This window comes from Streptomyces sp. NPDC001920 (genome assembly GCF_053594495.1).
In genome coordinates this window covers 32,654-47,914 of the sequence record NZ_JBSFEP010000026.1, presented here as the reverse complement: position 1 = coordinate 47,914, position 15,261 = coordinate 32,654, and the positions used below count along the sequence as shown (strand labels likewise).

14 protein-coding genes and 1 pseudogene are annotated in these 15,261 nt (G+C 72.6%); 7 read left to right on the top strand and 8 right to left on the bottom strand.

The window, feature by feature from the left end; genetic code table 11:
* Positions 1–218 precede the first annotated feature (218 nt).
* Positions 219–2,222 (top strand): DUF1996 domain-containing protein, encoded by a 2,004-nt coding sequence (locus ACWCPI_RS34030; protein ID WP_451041856.1) that lies wholly within the window; start codon positions 219–221, stop codon positions 2,220–2,222.
* Between the two features lie 110 nt (positions 2,223–2,332).
* Here the strand turns inward: ACWCPI_RS34030 and ACWCPI_RS34025 are convergent, their stop codons facing one another.
* The gene (locus ACWCPI_RS34025) at positions 2,333–3,001 is read right to left on the bottom strand and encodes a TetR family transcriptional regulator (protein ID WP_451041810.1); all 669 of its coding nucleotides are present in this window, start codon (positions 2,999–3,001) and stop codon (positions 2,333–2,335) included.
* Between the two features lie 71 nt (positions 3,002–3,072).
* Here ACWCPI_RS34025 and ACWCPI_RS34020 point away from each other — a divergent pair, with 71 nt between their 5' ends.
* Both ACWCPI_RS34020 and ACWCPI_RS34015 read left to right on the top strand, forming a co-directional pair.
* Positions 3,073–3,759 (top strand): class II aldolase/adducin family protein, encoded by a 687-nt coding sequence (locus tag ACWCPI_RS34020; RefSeq protein WP_451041809.1) that lies wholly within the window; start codon positions 3,073–3,075, stop codon positions 3,757–3,759.
* Complete coding sequence (locus tag ACWCPI_RS34015; RefSeq protein WP_451041808.1) at positions 3,756–4,685, top strand: carbohydrate kinase family protein; 930 nt, start codon at positions 3,756–3,758, stop codon at positions 4,683–4,685. The genes ACWCPI_RS34020 and ACWCPI_RS34015 overlap by 4 nt, the downstream gene beginning before the upstream one ends.
* A gap of 43 nt (positions 4,686–4,728) precedes the next feature.
* Here ACWCPI_RS34015 and ACWCPI_RS34010 read toward each other — a convergent pair whose 3' ends face one another.
* Positions 4,729–5,670, bottom strand: a complete 942-nt coding sequence (locus tag ACWCPI_RS34010; RefSeq protein ID WP_451041807.1) for a hypothetical protein — start codon at positions 5,668–5,670, stop codon at positions 4,729–4,731.
* Complete coding sequence (locus ACWCPI_RS34005) at positions 5,658–5,870, bottom strand: hypothetical protein (RefSeq protein WP_451041806.1); 213 nt, start codon at positions 5,868–5,870, stop codon at positions 5,658–5,660. The genes ACWCPI_RS34010 and ACWCPI_RS34005 overlap by 13 nt, the downstream gene beginning before the upstream one ends.
* 73 nt (positions 5,871–5,943) lie before the next feature.
* Here ACWCPI_RS34005 and ACWCPI_RS34000 point away from each other — a divergent pair, with 73 nt between their 5' ends.
* On the top strand, positions 5,944–7,134 hold the full coding sequence (locus ACWCPI_RS34000; RefSeq protein WP_451041805.1) for an MFS transporter: 1,191 nt from the start codon (positions 5,944–5,946) through the stop codon (positions 7,132–7,134).
* Between the two features lie 35 nt (positions 7,135–7,169).
* Positions 7,170–7,862: a YoaK family protein gene (locus ACWCPI_RS33995; RefSeq protein ID WP_451041804.1), complete on the top strand. Its 693-nt coding sequence runs from the start codon at positions 7,170–7,172 to the stop codon at positions 7,860–7,862.
* Positions 7,863–7,902: 40 nt separating this feature from the next.
* Here ACWCPI_RS33995 and ACWCPI_RS33990 read toward each other — a convergent pair whose 3' ends face one another.
* From ACWCPI_RS33990 to ACWCPI_RS33970, 5 genes and pseudogenes are all read right to left on the bottom strand, one after another.
* Complete coding sequence (locus ACWCPI_RS33990) at positions 7,903–9,948, bottom strand: spermidine synthase (RefSeq protein ID WP_451041803.1); 2,046 nt, start codon at positions 9,946–9,948, stop codon at positions 7,903–7,905.
* Between the two features lie 93 nt (positions 9,949–10,041).
* A complete protein-coding gene (locus ACWCPI_RS33985) occupies positions 10,042–10,665 on the bottom strand; it encodes a histidine phosphatase family protein (protein ID WP_451041802.1) in 624 nt (207 codons plus the stop codon).
* 149 nt (positions 10,666–10,814) lie between these two features.
* Positions 10,815–10,994: pseudogene (locus ACWCPI_RS33980) on the bottom strand (RICIN domain-containing protein); the annotation flags it as partial.
* 97 nt (positions 10,995–11,091) lie between these two features.
* Entirely contained in the window at positions 11,092–12,084 is a 993-nt protein-coding gene (locus ACWCPI_RS33975) for an alpha/beta fold hydrolase (RefSeq protein WP_451041801.1), read from the bottom strand.
* Positions 12,085–12,257: 173 nt separating this feature from the next.
* Positions 12,258–12,962: an alpha/beta fold hydrolase gene (locus tag ACWCPI_RS33970; protein WP_451041800.1), complete on the bottom strand. Its 705-nt coding sequence runs from the start codon at positions 12,960–12,962 to the stop codon at positions 12,258–12,260.
* A gap of 99 nt (positions 12,963–13,061) precedes the next feature.
* Here ACWCPI_RS33970 and ACWCPI_RS33965 point away from each other — a divergent pair, with 99 nt between their 5' ends.
* Together ACWCPI_RS33965 and ACWCPI_RS33960 are read left to right on the top strand one after the other, a co-directional pair.
* On the top strand, positions 13,062–13,679 hold the full coding sequence (locus ACWCPI_RS33965; RefSeq protein WP_451041799.1) for a TetR/AcrR family transcriptional regulator: 618 nt from the start codon (positions 13,062–13,064) through the stop codon (positions 13,677–13,679).
* A gap of 57 nt (positions 13,680–13,736) precedes the next feature.
* Entirely contained in the window at positions 13,737–15,239 is a 1,503-nt protein-coding gene (locus tag ACWCPI_RS33960) for a HEAT repeat domain-containing protein (protein WP_451041798.1), read from the top strand.
* The last annotated feature ends 22 nt before the right edge of the window (positions 15,240–15,261 follow it).

Genomic DNA, 15,261 nt, shown 5'->3' with positions numbered 1-15,261 from the left:
GGTCACGACTCCCGCGCTGCGACGGTGCGTTCGCCCTGTTCATAAGAGATTTCTTTGAATTCGTGATGCGTTTGAACACGGAGGTGCCCGCGTCCGTATAGGGGCAGGGGATTTTCATGCCCTGACCGACCACGAGGCGTAGGAGTACTTCCTTGGGACGCAGCACGCGAAGACGCCCCACAGGCGCACGGCGCGCGACCTTTGCAGCGGTCGCGCTGATGTTGGGCGGCGGCGGCCTGGTCGCGGCCAACGTCTATGCCTCGGCCACCGAGGACGGCGGCGGCGAACCCGTCCAGACCCGATCCGGGCCGGCCGGCACCATCGACTGCCCGGACGTAGGTGCCCGGCTGACCGCGGTTCCGGACGGTGCGACGGAGGACGTCGCCAAGGAACTCGCCCTGCTAGACCAGCAGATCGCCGAGGCCTACCAGCGACTGCAGAAGTCGGCGCAGGCCGTCCAGCAGGACGAGAACTTCGCCGACAGCGCGATCATGACGCCGCTGAAGGACAAGCGCACGGCGACGATCGAGCGCGTCGCCATCGCCATCGACCGCGTGGGAGACCGGCCGCAAGGCCTTGAGTCCCTCGCCCCGTGCACGCTGCGCGCGGCCGACGACGACAACGGCGACGCGGGCAACGGCCAGGACGCGGGCGCCGAGAACCAGGAAGGCGCCGACCAGGGCGGCGCCGAACAGGCCGGCGGGCAGCCGGACAACGGGGGGCAGCCCGGAAACGGCGGTCAGGCAGGCAACGGCCCCGTCGCCGCGGACTACGTGGACATCAAGTCCGTCCAGCCGAACGTGTCCGCTCCGGCCCTCCAGAAGGGCGCCTCCCGCGGCACCTTCGCCACCAGCTGCGGCGTCAACGAGAACGGGCTGTTCAACTCGGACAACGTGATCGTGGCCCCCGGTGTCTCCAACGGCGCCCACCACTTCCACGACTACATCGGCAACCAGTCCAACGACGCCTTCGCCAGCGACGAGGACCTCGCGAACGCCGAGACGACCTGCGTCGACCAGGGCGACAAGTCCACGTACTACTGGCCCGTGCTGCGCCTGCAGAACGGAACGCAGGAACAGGACGCCAACAAGCCCGGTGGCGGCATCGAGGGCAACGCCGGCGAGATCGTCACGCCCAAGGAAGTGACGCTGACGTTCGTGGGCAGCCCGCGCGGCAAGGTCACCGAGATGCCCCGGCTGCTGCGCATCATCACCGGTGACGCCAAGGCGTTCGTGAACGGCCCCGGCAACGCCAACGCCTCCTGGAGCTGCACCGGCTTCGAGGACCGGCAGCTGAAGGACAAGTACCCGCTGTGCCCGCAGGGCAGCGACGTGGTGCGCTCGTTCAAGTTCCAGAGCTGCTGGGACGGCCAGAACATCGACAGCGCCAACCACCGCACCCATGTGGCGTTCGCCGCGGCCGACGGCAGCTGCCCCAACGGCTTCCAGGCCATCCCGCAGCTGGTGCAGCGGATCGTGTACGACGTCGACGCGCCCAGCCTCCAGGACGGCGGCCGGACGACCCCGCTGTTCGCGGTGGACTCCTTCCCCGAGCAGCTGCACAAGCCGGTGACGGACCACGGCGACTTCATCAACGTCTTCGACGAGGACCTGATGAAGCAGATGGTGGACTGCATCAACGAGGGTCGCACCTGCGGTGCGGGCGCCGGTGACGGCGGCGAGGACCCGGCTGAGGAGGAGCCGACCGAGGAGCCCCGGCCGACGCAGTCCGCGGGCACGCCGCCGGCGGACGACGACGACCCGAAGCCCGCGGACGGGAAGGGCGACGCAGACGCCGACGGCGGCAAGGGCGACCAGCCGACCGAGGCGCCGGCGACCGAGAAGCCCGCGACCGAGAAGCCCGCGACGCAGGAGCCCGAGACCGGCGAGCCCGAGCCGCAGGCGCCGGCGACCGGCCCGGAGAAGGACGACGAGCCCACCCTGTCGAGCACGGTGGCACCCAAGGCCGACGGCACCCCGCCGGCCACCGGGCCGGCTCCGGGCGGCTCGGCGAACGACGACGCCGACGCCATCGGCACGCCGGCGCAGACCGTGCCTCCCGCGGGCGGCGACGACTCCACCGGCGGGTCCGCAGCGCAGGCGCAGACCTCCGGCGGCAGCCTCGCCGAGACGGGTGCCAAGCTGTGGCCCGCCGCCGCCGGAGCGGTCCTGCTGATCGCCGGGTTCCTCCTGCTCATGCGCACGAGGCGACGCACCGGCTGACGGTGACGACACCCGGGAGCGGCGCCCGACACCGGGGTGTCGCCAAGGGGCCCGGACCGGTCAGCCGGTCCGGGCCCCGGGCATGACAGGGCCGTCGCAGCGGCCCGACCTCAGGCGCCGGTGCCTGGTGCGCCCTGGTGCGCGAGCACAGCGCCGAGATATCCGCGGAGCATGATCTTGGCTTCGTCGAGGAGGCCCGGATCGCCCTGCGGGTCGCGCCGGAAGGCGTCCTGGGCGAGGGCGTCCGCGGCGAGCACGGCGGCGTGGCAGGCCCGGCGGAGGGCCTCGTCGTCGCCCTCGACGCCGAGGGCCCCGAGCACGCGCCGGACACCGTCCGCCATACGCCGTTTGTGTTCTCGGTCCGCGGCGCGGGTCTGCTCGGTCAGGCTGCTGCCGAACCACAGGGCCCGGAAACCGTGTTCGGCGCGGTAGATCGCGGCGTAGGCGTCGATGAGCACGCCGACGGGGTCCTCCCACCGCTCGGCCGCCGCCGCATGGACGAGCTGGTCCATGGCGCCTTCCAGGCGGGCGAAGTACCCGGCCGCGAGCGCGTCGATGATGGCGTCCCGGTCGGGCAGGTACTGGTACAGCGAGCCGATCGAGACCTTCGCGTCCGCCGCCACCCGGGTGGTGGTCAGCGCCTCGACGCCTTCATCCACCAGGATGCGCTCCGCGGCCTGAAGGACCCGGGCCAGCCGGGCCTTGCTGCGGGCCTGCCGGGGCGTGCGTCGCAGGGGGACGGGCCAGGAGCCGTCGGGCTGTTCGGTCGTATCGACCATGGACGGCCTTTCGAACGGGGATCTCGAACCTGAAGGTGACTTTGATTCATGTTTAGGTTACCGTCGCGTCCATGACGGACTCAAGCTCGGAGCTGGGTCAGGAGCGCGCCGCCGTGGCCGAGGCGTGCCGTCGCCTGGGGGCGGAGGGGCTGCTCATCGGCACGTCCGGCAACGTCAGCGTGCGGGTCGAGGACCGTGTCGCGGTCACGGCCACCGGCGCGGTGCTCGCCGAACTGACGGCCGACCAGGTGACCGTGGTCGACCTCGACGGACGCGTCGTGTCCGGAACCCTGCGCCCCACCTCGGAACTCGATCTGCACCTGGGCGTCTACCGTCGCTACGGCACCGCGGCGGTCGTCCACACCCACGCCCCGATGGCCACCGCCCTGTCCTGCGTCCTCGACGAACTGCCCTGTATCCACTACCAGTTGCTGGCGCTGGGCGGCTCGGTACGCGTGGCGCCGTACGCCACGTTCGGTACGCCCGCCCTCGCCGAGTCCGTCCTGGAGGCCCTGGAGGGCCGCGGCGCCGCCCTGATGGCCAGTCACGGCGCGCTCACCCACGCCCCGACGCTGGACAAGGCGGTCGAGCACGCGCTGCTGCTGGAGTGGGCGTGCGGCGTCCACCAGCGCGCGGCCGCCCTCGGAACGCCCCGCGTCCTGGACGAAGGCCGGCAACGCGCGGTGATCGAGGCCGCCCTCGCCCGTGAGTACGGCACCACTCACCCCGTAACGCCTGCGCAGGAGGGAAACCGATGAAGGTCGTCACGATGGGCGTGCATGTGCTGGACGTGCTGGTGCGGCCGGTGGAGGCGATACCCGAGGGGCAGGGCGCGACGCTGGTGGAGGACATCAGGATGACCGCCGCCGGGACGGCCGGCGGCACCGCCCTGACCCTCGCCAAGCTGGGCGCCGAGGTGCACAGCGCCGGCGCGATCGGCGCCGACCCCACCGGCGACATGCTGGTCGCGCTGCTGCGGCGGGCGGGCATCGACACCCGCCACCTCGTCCGCCGCGCGGACACCCCCACCTCCGCGAGCGTCCTGCCCATCCGCCCCAACGGCGACCGCCCGTCCCTGCACCTGCTCGGCGCGAACATCACCTACGGCCCCGACGACGTGCCCTGGGACACGATCGCCGAAGCGAGCCATCTGCACCTCGGCGGGCCCGAGCTGATCGGCGTCGACACCGCCGCGCGCATCCTGAAGTACGCGAAGGAACACGGTGTCGTCACCTCGGTGGACCTTCTCGCGCCCGGTGCCCTCGGGAGTTTCGAGCAGCTCGCGGCGGCGCTGCCGTACGTCGACCATCTGCTGCCCAACGAGGACCAGGTCCTCGGATTCTCCGGCGAACCGGACCTGGTGGCGGGCGCGCGCAAGCTTTTGGACGCCGGGGCAGGCCTGGTCGCCGTCACCTGCGGCGCCGAGGGCGCGCTGCTCGTGAGACGCGAGGGCACCGACAAGGTGCCCGCCTTCGCGATCGACGTGGTGGACACCACCGGCTGCGGCGACGCCTTCTCGGCCGGCTTCGTACGCGGCATGGGCCTCGGGCGCACCCCGTACGAGTCCGCCGTCCTCGGCGGCGCCGCGGCGGCACTGGTGGCCCAGGGCCTCGGCAGCGATCACGGGGACTTCGACCTCGCCACCGCGGACGCCTTCGCCGCCGCGGGCAAGCCGCGCCCGTGAATCGAGGGCGCGGACGCGAGGGGAGGCCCGTCGTCGGTCGCGGCTACCCATGGCGTCCGCTCAGGCGTTTGACCTCCTGCGCGGTCTCCCGCGCCCGGCGCTCGGCCCGCGCGAGCGCGTCGGCTCTGTGGCGGCTGCGTTTCTCGGCCTCCTGCTGCTCCCGCTCCGCGGCCCCTAGCTCCTCCCGCACCCGACGCAGCTCCTCCTGCGCGGCGGACACCTCCTGCCGGGCCAGGTCGCACCGGTCACGGGCCCGCGTCAGAGCCTTCTCGGCGTCGGCCCGTTCGGCACGCGCGTCGCGCAGCAGCGCCGCGGCCTCGTCGGCTGCCGCGCGTGCCCGGGCGAGTTGCTCCTGCCGCAGGCGGCGCCGCTCGGCGACCTCGTCCTTCGCCCGCGTCCGGGCCGACGGCCGCGGTGTCCTGGGCGAGGTCTCCTCAGGCCCGGGGCGACTCGTCGTGGCGCCGGCGCTCGCAAAGTCCGACGGCGGGGTGAGGGCGCTCTCCAGCCGGCCCTCGGCCCACAGGTCGGCCGCCTGCGGGTCGGCGAGTACGGCGCGCAGGGTGGATTCGACGTCCTGCCGCACACTGTCCGACAGCCGGTGCCCGGCCTCTTCGGCCAGCCGGCCCGCCTCCCGGGACAAGGCCGAGACGATGCTCCGCCGCTGCCTGGACAGCTCGGCGACCTCGGAGGCGTCCAGAGTGCGGTAGGCCTCCCGCAGCGCCCGCCCCAGCTCCAGGAACCGCCGGCTCTCCTCCGGATCGGAGCGCAGCAGCAGGTTCGCCGCCCAGGCGGCCAGGGTGGGCCGGCGGGCGGCACCGATCCGGCGGGCGTCCTCCACGTGGCCGGCCGTCTTCGCCGCGGCCGCCAGTACCGCCCGCCGGGCGACGAAGTCGGACGGGGGAGTGCCGTACAGCTCGTCGAGCACCGCCTCCACATCGTGGTCCGCGCCGGCCCGCCCACCCTTGCGCCCGCTCAGGGTGCCCACACCTCCGGACCGCCCTCGTGCCACTCGATCAGCCCGGACTCGGCGACATCCAGCTCGTCCCAGTCGTTCAGCCCCGCGTTCTGCAGGAACACCGTCAGGTCGCGAAGGCTGTACGCGGTACCGAGCACCTCGTCGTCGACACGCACCTTGCGGCCGCCCCTCTCGGACGGCGGGTAGACGATCACTCGGCGCTCGGACATGACACCAGGGTCGCCCGCGGCGGGCGGCCCCGCATCCCGGCCGCCCCCTCCCGCGAGGGCTAACGTCGGTGGCATGGCCGGTGATCGCCGAGGATGGCGCGCGTGTCTGCTCAGCGGTGCGGTGTTCGCCGTCTGCATGGCCGGCACCACGCTGCCCACCCCCCTCTACCCCCTCTACCAGGAGAAGTTCGGCTTCTCGGAGTTGACGGTGACCCTCGTCTACGCCGTGTACGCCTTCGCGGTCATCGGCGTCCTGCTGCTGGTGGGCAACGCCTCGGACGCCGTGGGCAGGCGCGCGGTGCTGCTGTGGGGCCTGGGATGCGCCGCGGGGAGCGCGGTCTGCTTCCTGAGCGCGGACGGGCTGGAGTGGCTGTACGCGGGACGGCTGCTGTCGGGACTGTCCGCCGGCCTCTTCACCGGGGCCGCGACGGCCTACGTGATGGAGCTGGCACCTCCGGGCGGCGCCTCGCGGGCCACGTTCGTGGCGACGGCCGCCAACATGGGAGGGCTGGGCTGCGGTCCGCTGCTCGCGGGCGTCCTCGCCGAGTACGCCGACCATCCGCTGTACCTCCCCTACGTCGTGCACCTCCTCCTGGTGGCCGGCTCGGCCGCCGTGCTGCTGCGCCTTCCGGAGACGGTGCGGGAGCGGCAGCCGCTGCGCACCGTACGGCCGCGGCGCCCCGCGCTGCCGCCGCAGGTCCGGGCGGTGTTCGGCCCCGCGGCGATCGCCTCGTTCGTGGGGTTCGCGCTCTTCGGGGTGTTCACGTCGGTCAGTCCCGCGTTCCTCGCCCAGTCCCTCGACGTCGACGACCACGCCGTGAGCGGACTGGTCGTCGCCCTGGCCTTCTTCTCCTCGACCGCCGGACAACTGGCCGTCGGCAAGGTCGGGGTGGGGCGTTCGCTGCCGCTGGGCTGCGCCGGGCTCCTCACCGGGCTGGCGCTGCTCGCGGGGGCACTGCGAGGGGACCTGATGTCACTGGTGGTGGTGAGCGCGCTCGTCGGCGGCATCGGGCAGGGGCTGGCGTTCCGCGGGGCGCTGTCCGCGGTGGCCGGGGCGTCCCCGGCCGACCGGCGCGCGGCGGTGATCTCGACGCTGTTCGTGGTGGCCTACGCGGGCATCTCCGTGCCGGTGATCGGCGTGGGGCTGCTGACGGGCCCGATCGGTCTGGAGGACGCGGGACTGGTGTTCATCGCCTGCATGGCCGTCCTGGTGTCGATCGCGGCGGCCTACCTGCTGCGGCGGCCGGTTCCGGCGCGGACATGAACGGCTACGAAGGACATCCACGCAGACGACGGCGCGTGCCCGTGTCGGACCGGTCCGATCCGCTGCCGAAGGCGCTGGTCGCTCTGACCCTGGTCACGGGGATCGTCGACGCGGTGGCCTTCATGGGACTCGGGCAGGTCTTCACCGCGTTCATGACGGGCAACATCCTCTTCCTCGGCTTCGCGCTCGCCGGTGGCGAAGGACTGCAACCCCTAGGGTCGCTCACGGCACTCGCCGGGTTCGCGGTCGGTGCGGTGGCCGGCAGCCGCCTGGGCGTCGCCGAGGCCGGCCGTCATCGCCGCTGGCTGCTGGCCTCCGCCACGGTCGCGTCCCTGCTGCTGGTGACCGCCGCCCTGGCAGCGGTCGGGCTGCGCACGGTGACCGGTCATCTCGTGCCGAGGCATTACGCGGTGGTCGCGCTGACCGCGTTGGCGATGGGTGTGCGCAGCGCGACGATGTGGCGGCTCGGGGCGATGCTCAACACCACGCTGGTGACCGGCACGCTGGTCACCTGGATCAGGAAGTCGGCACTGGGCGGTGGCACACCCGACTCCGCCCAGCCGTTGCGTGCCGCCGCCGTCCTGGCGGTCTTCGCCGGTGCTGCCGTCGGCACGCTGTTGCTGCGGGTGGGCCTGACCGCGGCGCTGCTGGTCGCCGCGGCCGGGGTCCTGGCCTCCATCGGCGGCTATGTGGCCCACCCTGCGTCCCGACGGGCGCCCGGCCCCTGAGCGCCGCCGGCTCCGCCGACCACCCGGGCCGCCGTCCGGGCTAGGTTTTGGCGGCCAGCGTCTGGTCCGGTTCCGCAGTGGCCTGGCCGCCCGGCCCCCGCCCGGCGTAGCGCATGGCGACGCACGCCCCCAGGTACAGGGCGGCGACGATCAGCAGCAGCGCCTGATAGCCCGTCACCAGGGCCAGGTACTCCAGCGCGCCGCCGGTCAGCGCCCCCAGGAGGTTGGCGCCGAACGCCGATGTCGGGTCGGGGGCCTGCGCGAGGCGGTCGGAGAAGATGAGGTTGGCGCAGAAGATGGGCGCGAAGGCCAGGGCGATGGCCGCGGCGAGCCGCCCCGCGAACGGCAGCGAGAGCACGGCCTGCGTCGGCACGAGCCAGGCCACCGCGAGGGAGCCGAAGAGCATGAACTGCAGGAGCAGCATGTTGACCCGGCGCAGTCTGCGGCGCACCTCGACCGCGGCCAGGACCGAGAGCAGCACCCCGAAGAAGACGAGGGCGTTGACCAGCCAGGTGGTACCGAAGTACAGCGCGAAGCCGATCACGTTCTTCGTTTCGAGCAGCATGAAGGCCGCGCCGAGCAGGAACATGTCGACGTAGCGGAGCGTGCTGCGGATCCGTACCCCGGTCAGCCGCACCGAGACCAGCGTCACCAGCAGGATCGCGCCCAACGCGCCCAGGTAGATGGTGGGGATCGTCCGGTGCAGCAGATACGGGAAGGGGTGGTCGTCGCTCGCGGCCGCCGGGACCGGGCCGCTGGGCTTCCAGGTCTGCTTGCAGGACTGGTCGGCAGGTGTCATCCCGGCCACCAGTACGGCCGCGTTCCGCTTGAACGTCGTCATGCAGGGGGCGTGGCCGTACAGTTCGTCGAGGTCACCGGCGAAGCGGTCCACCAGCCAGGCCTGCCGGTAGTAGTTGTACATGGCGAACGCGCCGTCCGGCGTCAGGTGGTCGCGGGCGGCCTCGAACGCCTGACGGGTGAACAGATAGCTCTCCAGCCGCAGATTGCTCGCGCCCGACACCAGGGTCAGGGAGTCCGGGAGCGCCAGGACGATGAGGTCGTACTTGGCGTTCGTCCGCTCCAGGAACGCTCGCCCGTCGTCGATGTACACGTGCACCCGGGGGTCGTCGTAGGGCCGGGCGGGGTGCAGGGTGGCGCCGATCTCCTGCAGCCGGGGGTCGATCTCGACGGCGTCCACGCGCTCCGCCCCCTGCGCCAGCGCGACCGCGACGTCGTTGCCGTTCCCGGCGCCGATGATCAGCACGCGCTTGTGCGGATTGCGGGGTGTCTGGTCGTACGCCTGCCGGTACGGCGAGTTCTCCCTCAGCAGCACCTGGAGCGGCGCGGTGCTCTGGTGCGGGACGCCGTTGGCGGAGATGTAGTACGTCCGGGTGGTCGTCGGCGAGGGCTTGAGCTCGATCTTGTAGTACGGCGACCAGGAGATGCCGGTCGTGGTCGTCTCCAGGAACAGCGCGGCGACCATCGCCGTGAGGGGGATGCCGTACAGCAGGGTGTTGCGGCGCCCGCCGAGGATCAGCAGCGCCACGGCGGCGAGGACGCCCCACACCACCGAGGGGGCCCGCAGCCAGGACAGCACGGCGAAGGAGACCGACCCGGTGATGCTGCCGAGCAGGTCGTAGCGGTAGGCGTCGAGCGAGGGAAGTTGACGGAAGAGGTCGGCGGTGATCTTCCCGATGCCGGCCATGATCACCGCGGTGAGCAGGAAGATGGCCGGCAGCGTCACCCACTGGGGCAGTCCCGTGGTCTTCACGGCGGTGAAGTAGATGACCTCGCTGCTGCTCTGACGCACCTGCACCGGATACGCGCGGACGAGGACGACGAGGAGCGCGAGCGGGATCGGCGTCCAGCGTTTGAGCCACTGCCCGCGCGCGGCGGGGATCAGGAAGCCGATGCCGATGCCGAGGAACGACCCCAGCAGGATGAAGTTCGAGAAGTAGCTGAGGTGGACGACGTTCGCTCCCGCCCATCTGATCAGCGCCAGCTCCACGAAGAGCATGGTGGTGCTGGCCAGCACGAGCCTCCAGCGCACCGAGCTTGCCTTTTGCCCGGTTTTGGTCAGATTCATGGGCGTTTACGGTGCCAGCTTCGGCCCGATGAGTCGAGATGCCTTGCCGGTCGACCGGCACTTCAGCCGTGTGCCGGGGCTCGGCAGGGCCGGTCAGACGTGCAACTCGGGGGGAAACCCGGTCCAGCGCAGTCCGGCGGGAAGGTGCCGCATGTCGTTGGCGACCAGGACGGTGGCCGGGCGCCCGGGCGCGTAGCGGATGACGGTGAGCGCGGCGTTGGCGTGGTTGAGGCCGAGCCAGCGCCACTTCGGCGCGTGCATGGCGTCCCGGACGAGCCAGGCCACCAGGAAGTTGTGCGTGACGACCAGTTCGTGCCGGTCCTCCTCGCCCTCCACCGGGCCGGTGAACAGCTCCAGGGCGCGGCGGGCCAGCGCGGGTCCGTGCCGCCGTTCCTCCTCGGAGGCGTCGGCGAGAAAGCGGAGGTAGTGGTCCGCCGACTCCGCCGGGAGCTCCTCCCTCGCCGGCATGTGGGGGACGTAGTCACCGGCGACGTCCGAGACGTGCAGCGGGACGTCCTTCAGCTGATCACCGATCAGCCGCGCGGTCTGCTCGGCCCGGGGCAGCGGACCGTGGTGGACGGCGGCGAACGGGATGTCCTTGAGCCGCTCGCCGAGCAGCGTCGCCTGCCGACGGCCCGCATCCGTCAGGCCGCTCCCGTCCGCGGACGCCTCCGCGTGCCGGACCAGATGGAGGAAACGAGTGGCTGTACCGGTCACCCCAGGACTCCTTCGCGTCGACCGACGATCTTGCGCAGTTCGACGGACGCTGCCGGCCCGGGCGCCGGTTCCGCTGCCCGGTCCACGGCCCGCCGCCTGCCGCGGCCCTGGGGGACGCGGCAGGCGGCATCGCGACGACGCCCCGCGGTTCAGGAGCGCGGCGTCGTCTCGTCGGTCACGGCCCAGCGCTGGTTCGTGCCCGACGTGGGCGTCCATGTCGTCACCCGGGAGCCGTCCGCCGTGGCGTGTCCGGAGACGTCGAGCAGTCGGCCGGTGGCGGCGTTGACGAACGTCCATGTGCCGTCACCCGTCGTGGACATGATGCACTGGAACGGGTGGAATGCCCGCCCGGGGAAACGGGACGCCCCCGCCGGTGAGCTGTGCACCGGCGGGGGCGTGCGGGCGATCTGGAGGAAGGCCCCGTTCTCAGCCGCCGATCAGGGGTCCCGAGAAGCGGCAGTGCACGGGTTCGGCGTGGGCGGGGTCGAGCGCGTTGAGGACGAGTTGGTGGGCGTTGGAGTCGTAGGCGATCGAGATGTGTTCGGAGAGGTCCTGGGGGCAGATTTCCTGAATGGTGATGTTCCGCACGGTCGCGCCCCGCCCCGGGGTGAGGAACTGGTTGTGGAACGGCGTGACGACCTCGTCGTATCTGGTGGCGATCACGGTGTAGGCGACTCCCGGCTGCGTGTCACCGCCCCGGTCGAGTGTGGTATGCACCTCGGACCCGACCATCTGGTCCGCGTACGCCTGCCCCGCCACGAGGGACACCGTGGGATCGAGGCCCAGTTCGGTCGTGAGGGTGCCCAGGCCGGAGACCGTGGCGCCGTGGTTCGACGGCGCCAGCCCGATGAGTCGACGCACCTTGTTGCGCGCCGGCTTCGCGGGGTTCGTGCCTCCCTCGAAGCGCAGGTACCACCGAGGCAGCACACCACCGCCCTGGGAGTGCCCCACCAGGTCGACCTGCCGGGCGCCGGTGGCGGCGAGCACCCGGTCGACGTAACGGGCGATCTCGCGGGCGGAGTCGGGGATGTGCCGCGTGGCCTTGAACGGAACTCCCGGCTCCCCGCCGTAGTTCGGAGCGAAGACGCAGTATCCGGCCCGCTTCAGCAGGGGGGACAGCATGCTCCAGTTCATGTGGGCGTTCGTGTAGGTGGCGTGCAGCAGGACGACGGGGCGGGGATGCGTGGCGCTCGGCCGGCACGTCCAGTCGTTCGCCCCGGCCGGCGGGGCGTCCGGGCGGAGGGTGCCCCGGACGAAGGCCGTGGGGGCGGAGAGGGCCGCCCCCACAGGCGGGTTCGGGGCGTCGGCCGCGACCGACTCACCCGGCAGGCCGAGCGTCAGGGCCGTCACCGCGCTGACGGCCGCCCACCAGGTGAGCAGTCGGGAACGCGGCGTGGGTCGGGCAAGACGATGTGACATTCTTCCGCTCCTAGTCGGATCAGGTCACCAGCGGACGACCAAGATCCTCAAGGAGCGATGGGCGGGACCCCGGCCAACCCGCACCGGGCCCACCCGTTGGAGTAGCGCCTTTCAGCCGTGCGGGTCTGCCGGCGGGTCGCCGCCGTCTTCGCGGAGCTGGGGGCTCCCCGGCCTCACTCCTCCCGCTCGTCGCGGGCCGCGGACGCCGTGTGGTGCAGGATCTCGCCGGCCAGGCGGTCGTCCAGGGCCGCGGGCAGGGCGTGGCCCATGCCCTCGATCAGGACCAGCCGGGCGCCCGGGACGGCGGCCGCGGTGGCCTCCGCGTGCTCGCCGGGGCCGCCGGCGGGGACGACACGGCACAGCTGTCCTCGGTCACCGCGCCCACACAGTTCGCCGGGAAGTGGCGGTGCTCCCGCCAGGGCGCGCTGCACCGCCGACGCCGTGTCCGTGCCCAGCGGCTGCGACGACAGGCTGGTCAAGGTCAACACCCGGTGCGGATGGGTGACCGCCAGGCGCTGCGCGATGACACCGCCCAGGGACGCGCCGACCAGATGGGCTCGGTCCACCTCGAACGCGTCCAGGACGGCGAGCGCGTCGGAGGCCATGTCGGCGACGGTGTACGGCCGGGCGGCGAAGTCGACCCTGGAAGAGCGCCCCGTGTCCCGGTGGTCGTAGCGGATGACCCGCAGACCCCCCTCGACCAGGCGACGGACGAGGCCGTCGTTCCACTGGACGCCCTGCGCCTGGGCTCCCATCACCAGCAGCGCCGTGGGGTGACCGGCGTCCCCGAAGTCCTCTGCCCAGAGCTGAAGTCCGTCCGTGCGGACGATCCGCTCGCGGCCCGTCAGGTACTCGTTCTTCGTCTTATTTTCCTGCATGGTCGTTCAAGATAATGGCTTGGTGCGAACCCCGCACCCGATTTCCCGGCACGACCCCCGAGTTGGACGTGCCCGGGCCGCCCGGGCACCCTGATCCCCATGGCCGGAGTCAAGGGGCAGGTGCAGAAGCGGGGCGTGGAACGTCGCCGCGCCATGGTGGACGCCGCGATCGAGCTGTTCGCGCGCCAGGGGGTGCGCGGCACCGGGGTGGCGGCGATCGCCGAGCGGGCCGGCGCCACCCCCTCCGCCCTCATCCATCACTTCGGCAGCAAGGACGGACTCGTACGAGCCGTCCTGGAGGAGGCCGACCGGCGCGCCCTCGAACGGCTGTCCATCACCCGGGATGCCGAACCCACCCTCGACCAGGCATTCGACTGGTTCGTGCGGGACGCCGCGCACACCGCCGCCGCCGAACGCGAACTGGCCGCCCTGCACACCACGCTCACCGCGGAGAACCTGGAGCCCGGTTCCGTGCTCCACACCTGGTTCCGGGACCGCGGCCGGGGCCTGCGGACCCATCTCGCCGCCCTGTTCACCCGCGCCGCGGCCGACGGCACGGCCCCCGCCGACCTGGACGCGGCCACGCTGGCCGCGGAGACGGCCGCGTTCATCGAGGGCGCCCACCTGCTGTGGCTGCTGGATCCCGACCAGGTGGACCTGACCGCGGTGCACCGCAGCTACTTCGAAGGGCTGGCCGCCCGGCTGCGGATGAAGTGATGACGGCCCCGCGTACAACGTCGGGCCCGCTCACCGGTCTGAGTCACCGGGGTGCTCATGGGGTCGGAACAGCAGATCGCCTTCTTCCTGCGCGAGTTGAAGGACGGCGACACCTGGCGGCGCGCGGCCGCGGCCAAGGGGCTGGGCAGGGTCGGGCGCCACGAACACGCCGCGGTGCTCGCCGCCGCGGCTGACGACGGTGCCCCCGAGGTTCGTGAAGCCGTGGCCCTGGGGCTGGGCCGGCTCGCGGTCGCCGAGGTCGGCCGTGCGGTGCTGCCCGCCCTGATGGGGGACGAGGATCCCTGGGTACGGCGCCGGGCCTCGCGCGCCGCGATCCTGCTCGGCCTCGACGGCCCGGAGGTCGTGGACGCCTTCTCCCGCCTGCTCGGCGATCTGGACCACCACCTGCGGATCAACGCCCTGGACGGCTTGGAGGCCCTGGGCGTGCCGGGCGACGTACGTCAGCTCGTGGCACTCCTGGGCGACCCGGAAGGAGCCGTGCGGGGACGGGCCCGCAGCCGGGTGCACGGCCTGAGCGACGATCCGGCCGTGCACGCCGAACTGGTCCGAGCGGCCGAGCGGGGAGAGGGAGCCGCTCGCGTGGAGGCTCTCGGACTGCTTCCCGGCGCATGGACCGAGCGCCTCCTCGACTCGCTGGTCACGGGCCTCGGTGACGATTCGGCCCAGGTGCGGATCGCGGTGGCTCGCCGACTGCTCGACGTGGAGAGGGCGCGGACGCGGGACGCCCTGGTCGAGGCTCTGGAGGCCGAACGGGACGCCCAGGTCGCGTCCTGGCTGCTGGACGGGCTCGGCCGACGGGGCGAGGAACGCGTGCTGGAGCCGGCGACCCGCTGGCTCGACGATGCCGTCGCCGGTCCGTCGGCCGCCGACGCGCTGGGAGCCCTGGGGACGCGGACCGCTGTCTGGGTGCTGCGTACGGCCGTCATCGACTCCTCCCTTACGGGCCGTACCCGCGCGGCCGCCGCGAAGGCCCTCGGGCGGGCGGGGCGCTGGGACGCCGTCTGGCTGCTGCTGCCGCTCCTGGACCACGGTGACGGCGAGGTGCGCGCGGGAGCGGTGGACGCCCTGGACACGCTGGTGGAGAACGGGCTCCGCCCCTGGGAATGCCGTCCCGTGGCCCGGGCGCTGGTGGCCCATCTCGCCGCCGACCCGAACACGACGTGGCGCACCCACGACGCGCTCATCGGCCTCGCCGAAGCGCTGCCCCTGCTGCGGCGAACGGCGGACCGGACCCCGTCGCCCGCCGTCCGGGCCGCCGCGCTCTCGCTGCTCGACACGGACAACGCCATGGACGAGGACACCGAGCGGGACCTGCCCCGCTTCGTCCGTGCCCTGGACGACCCGGACGAGACGGTCCGCGAGCACGCCGCGGAGAGCCTTGCCCACTGGCTGGCGGCCACCGGGAAGCGACCGCAGGACGAGGAGCGGCTGCGCGCCCGGCTCACCGCCCTCGCCTCGGACGACCCGAGGGCGGCGACCCGAGCGTCGGCAGAAGAGGCGCTGGGGGTGCTGGACGGGGACGGCCGCGGCCCGTCGTGACGGTGGAGGTGCCAGCCCCGCC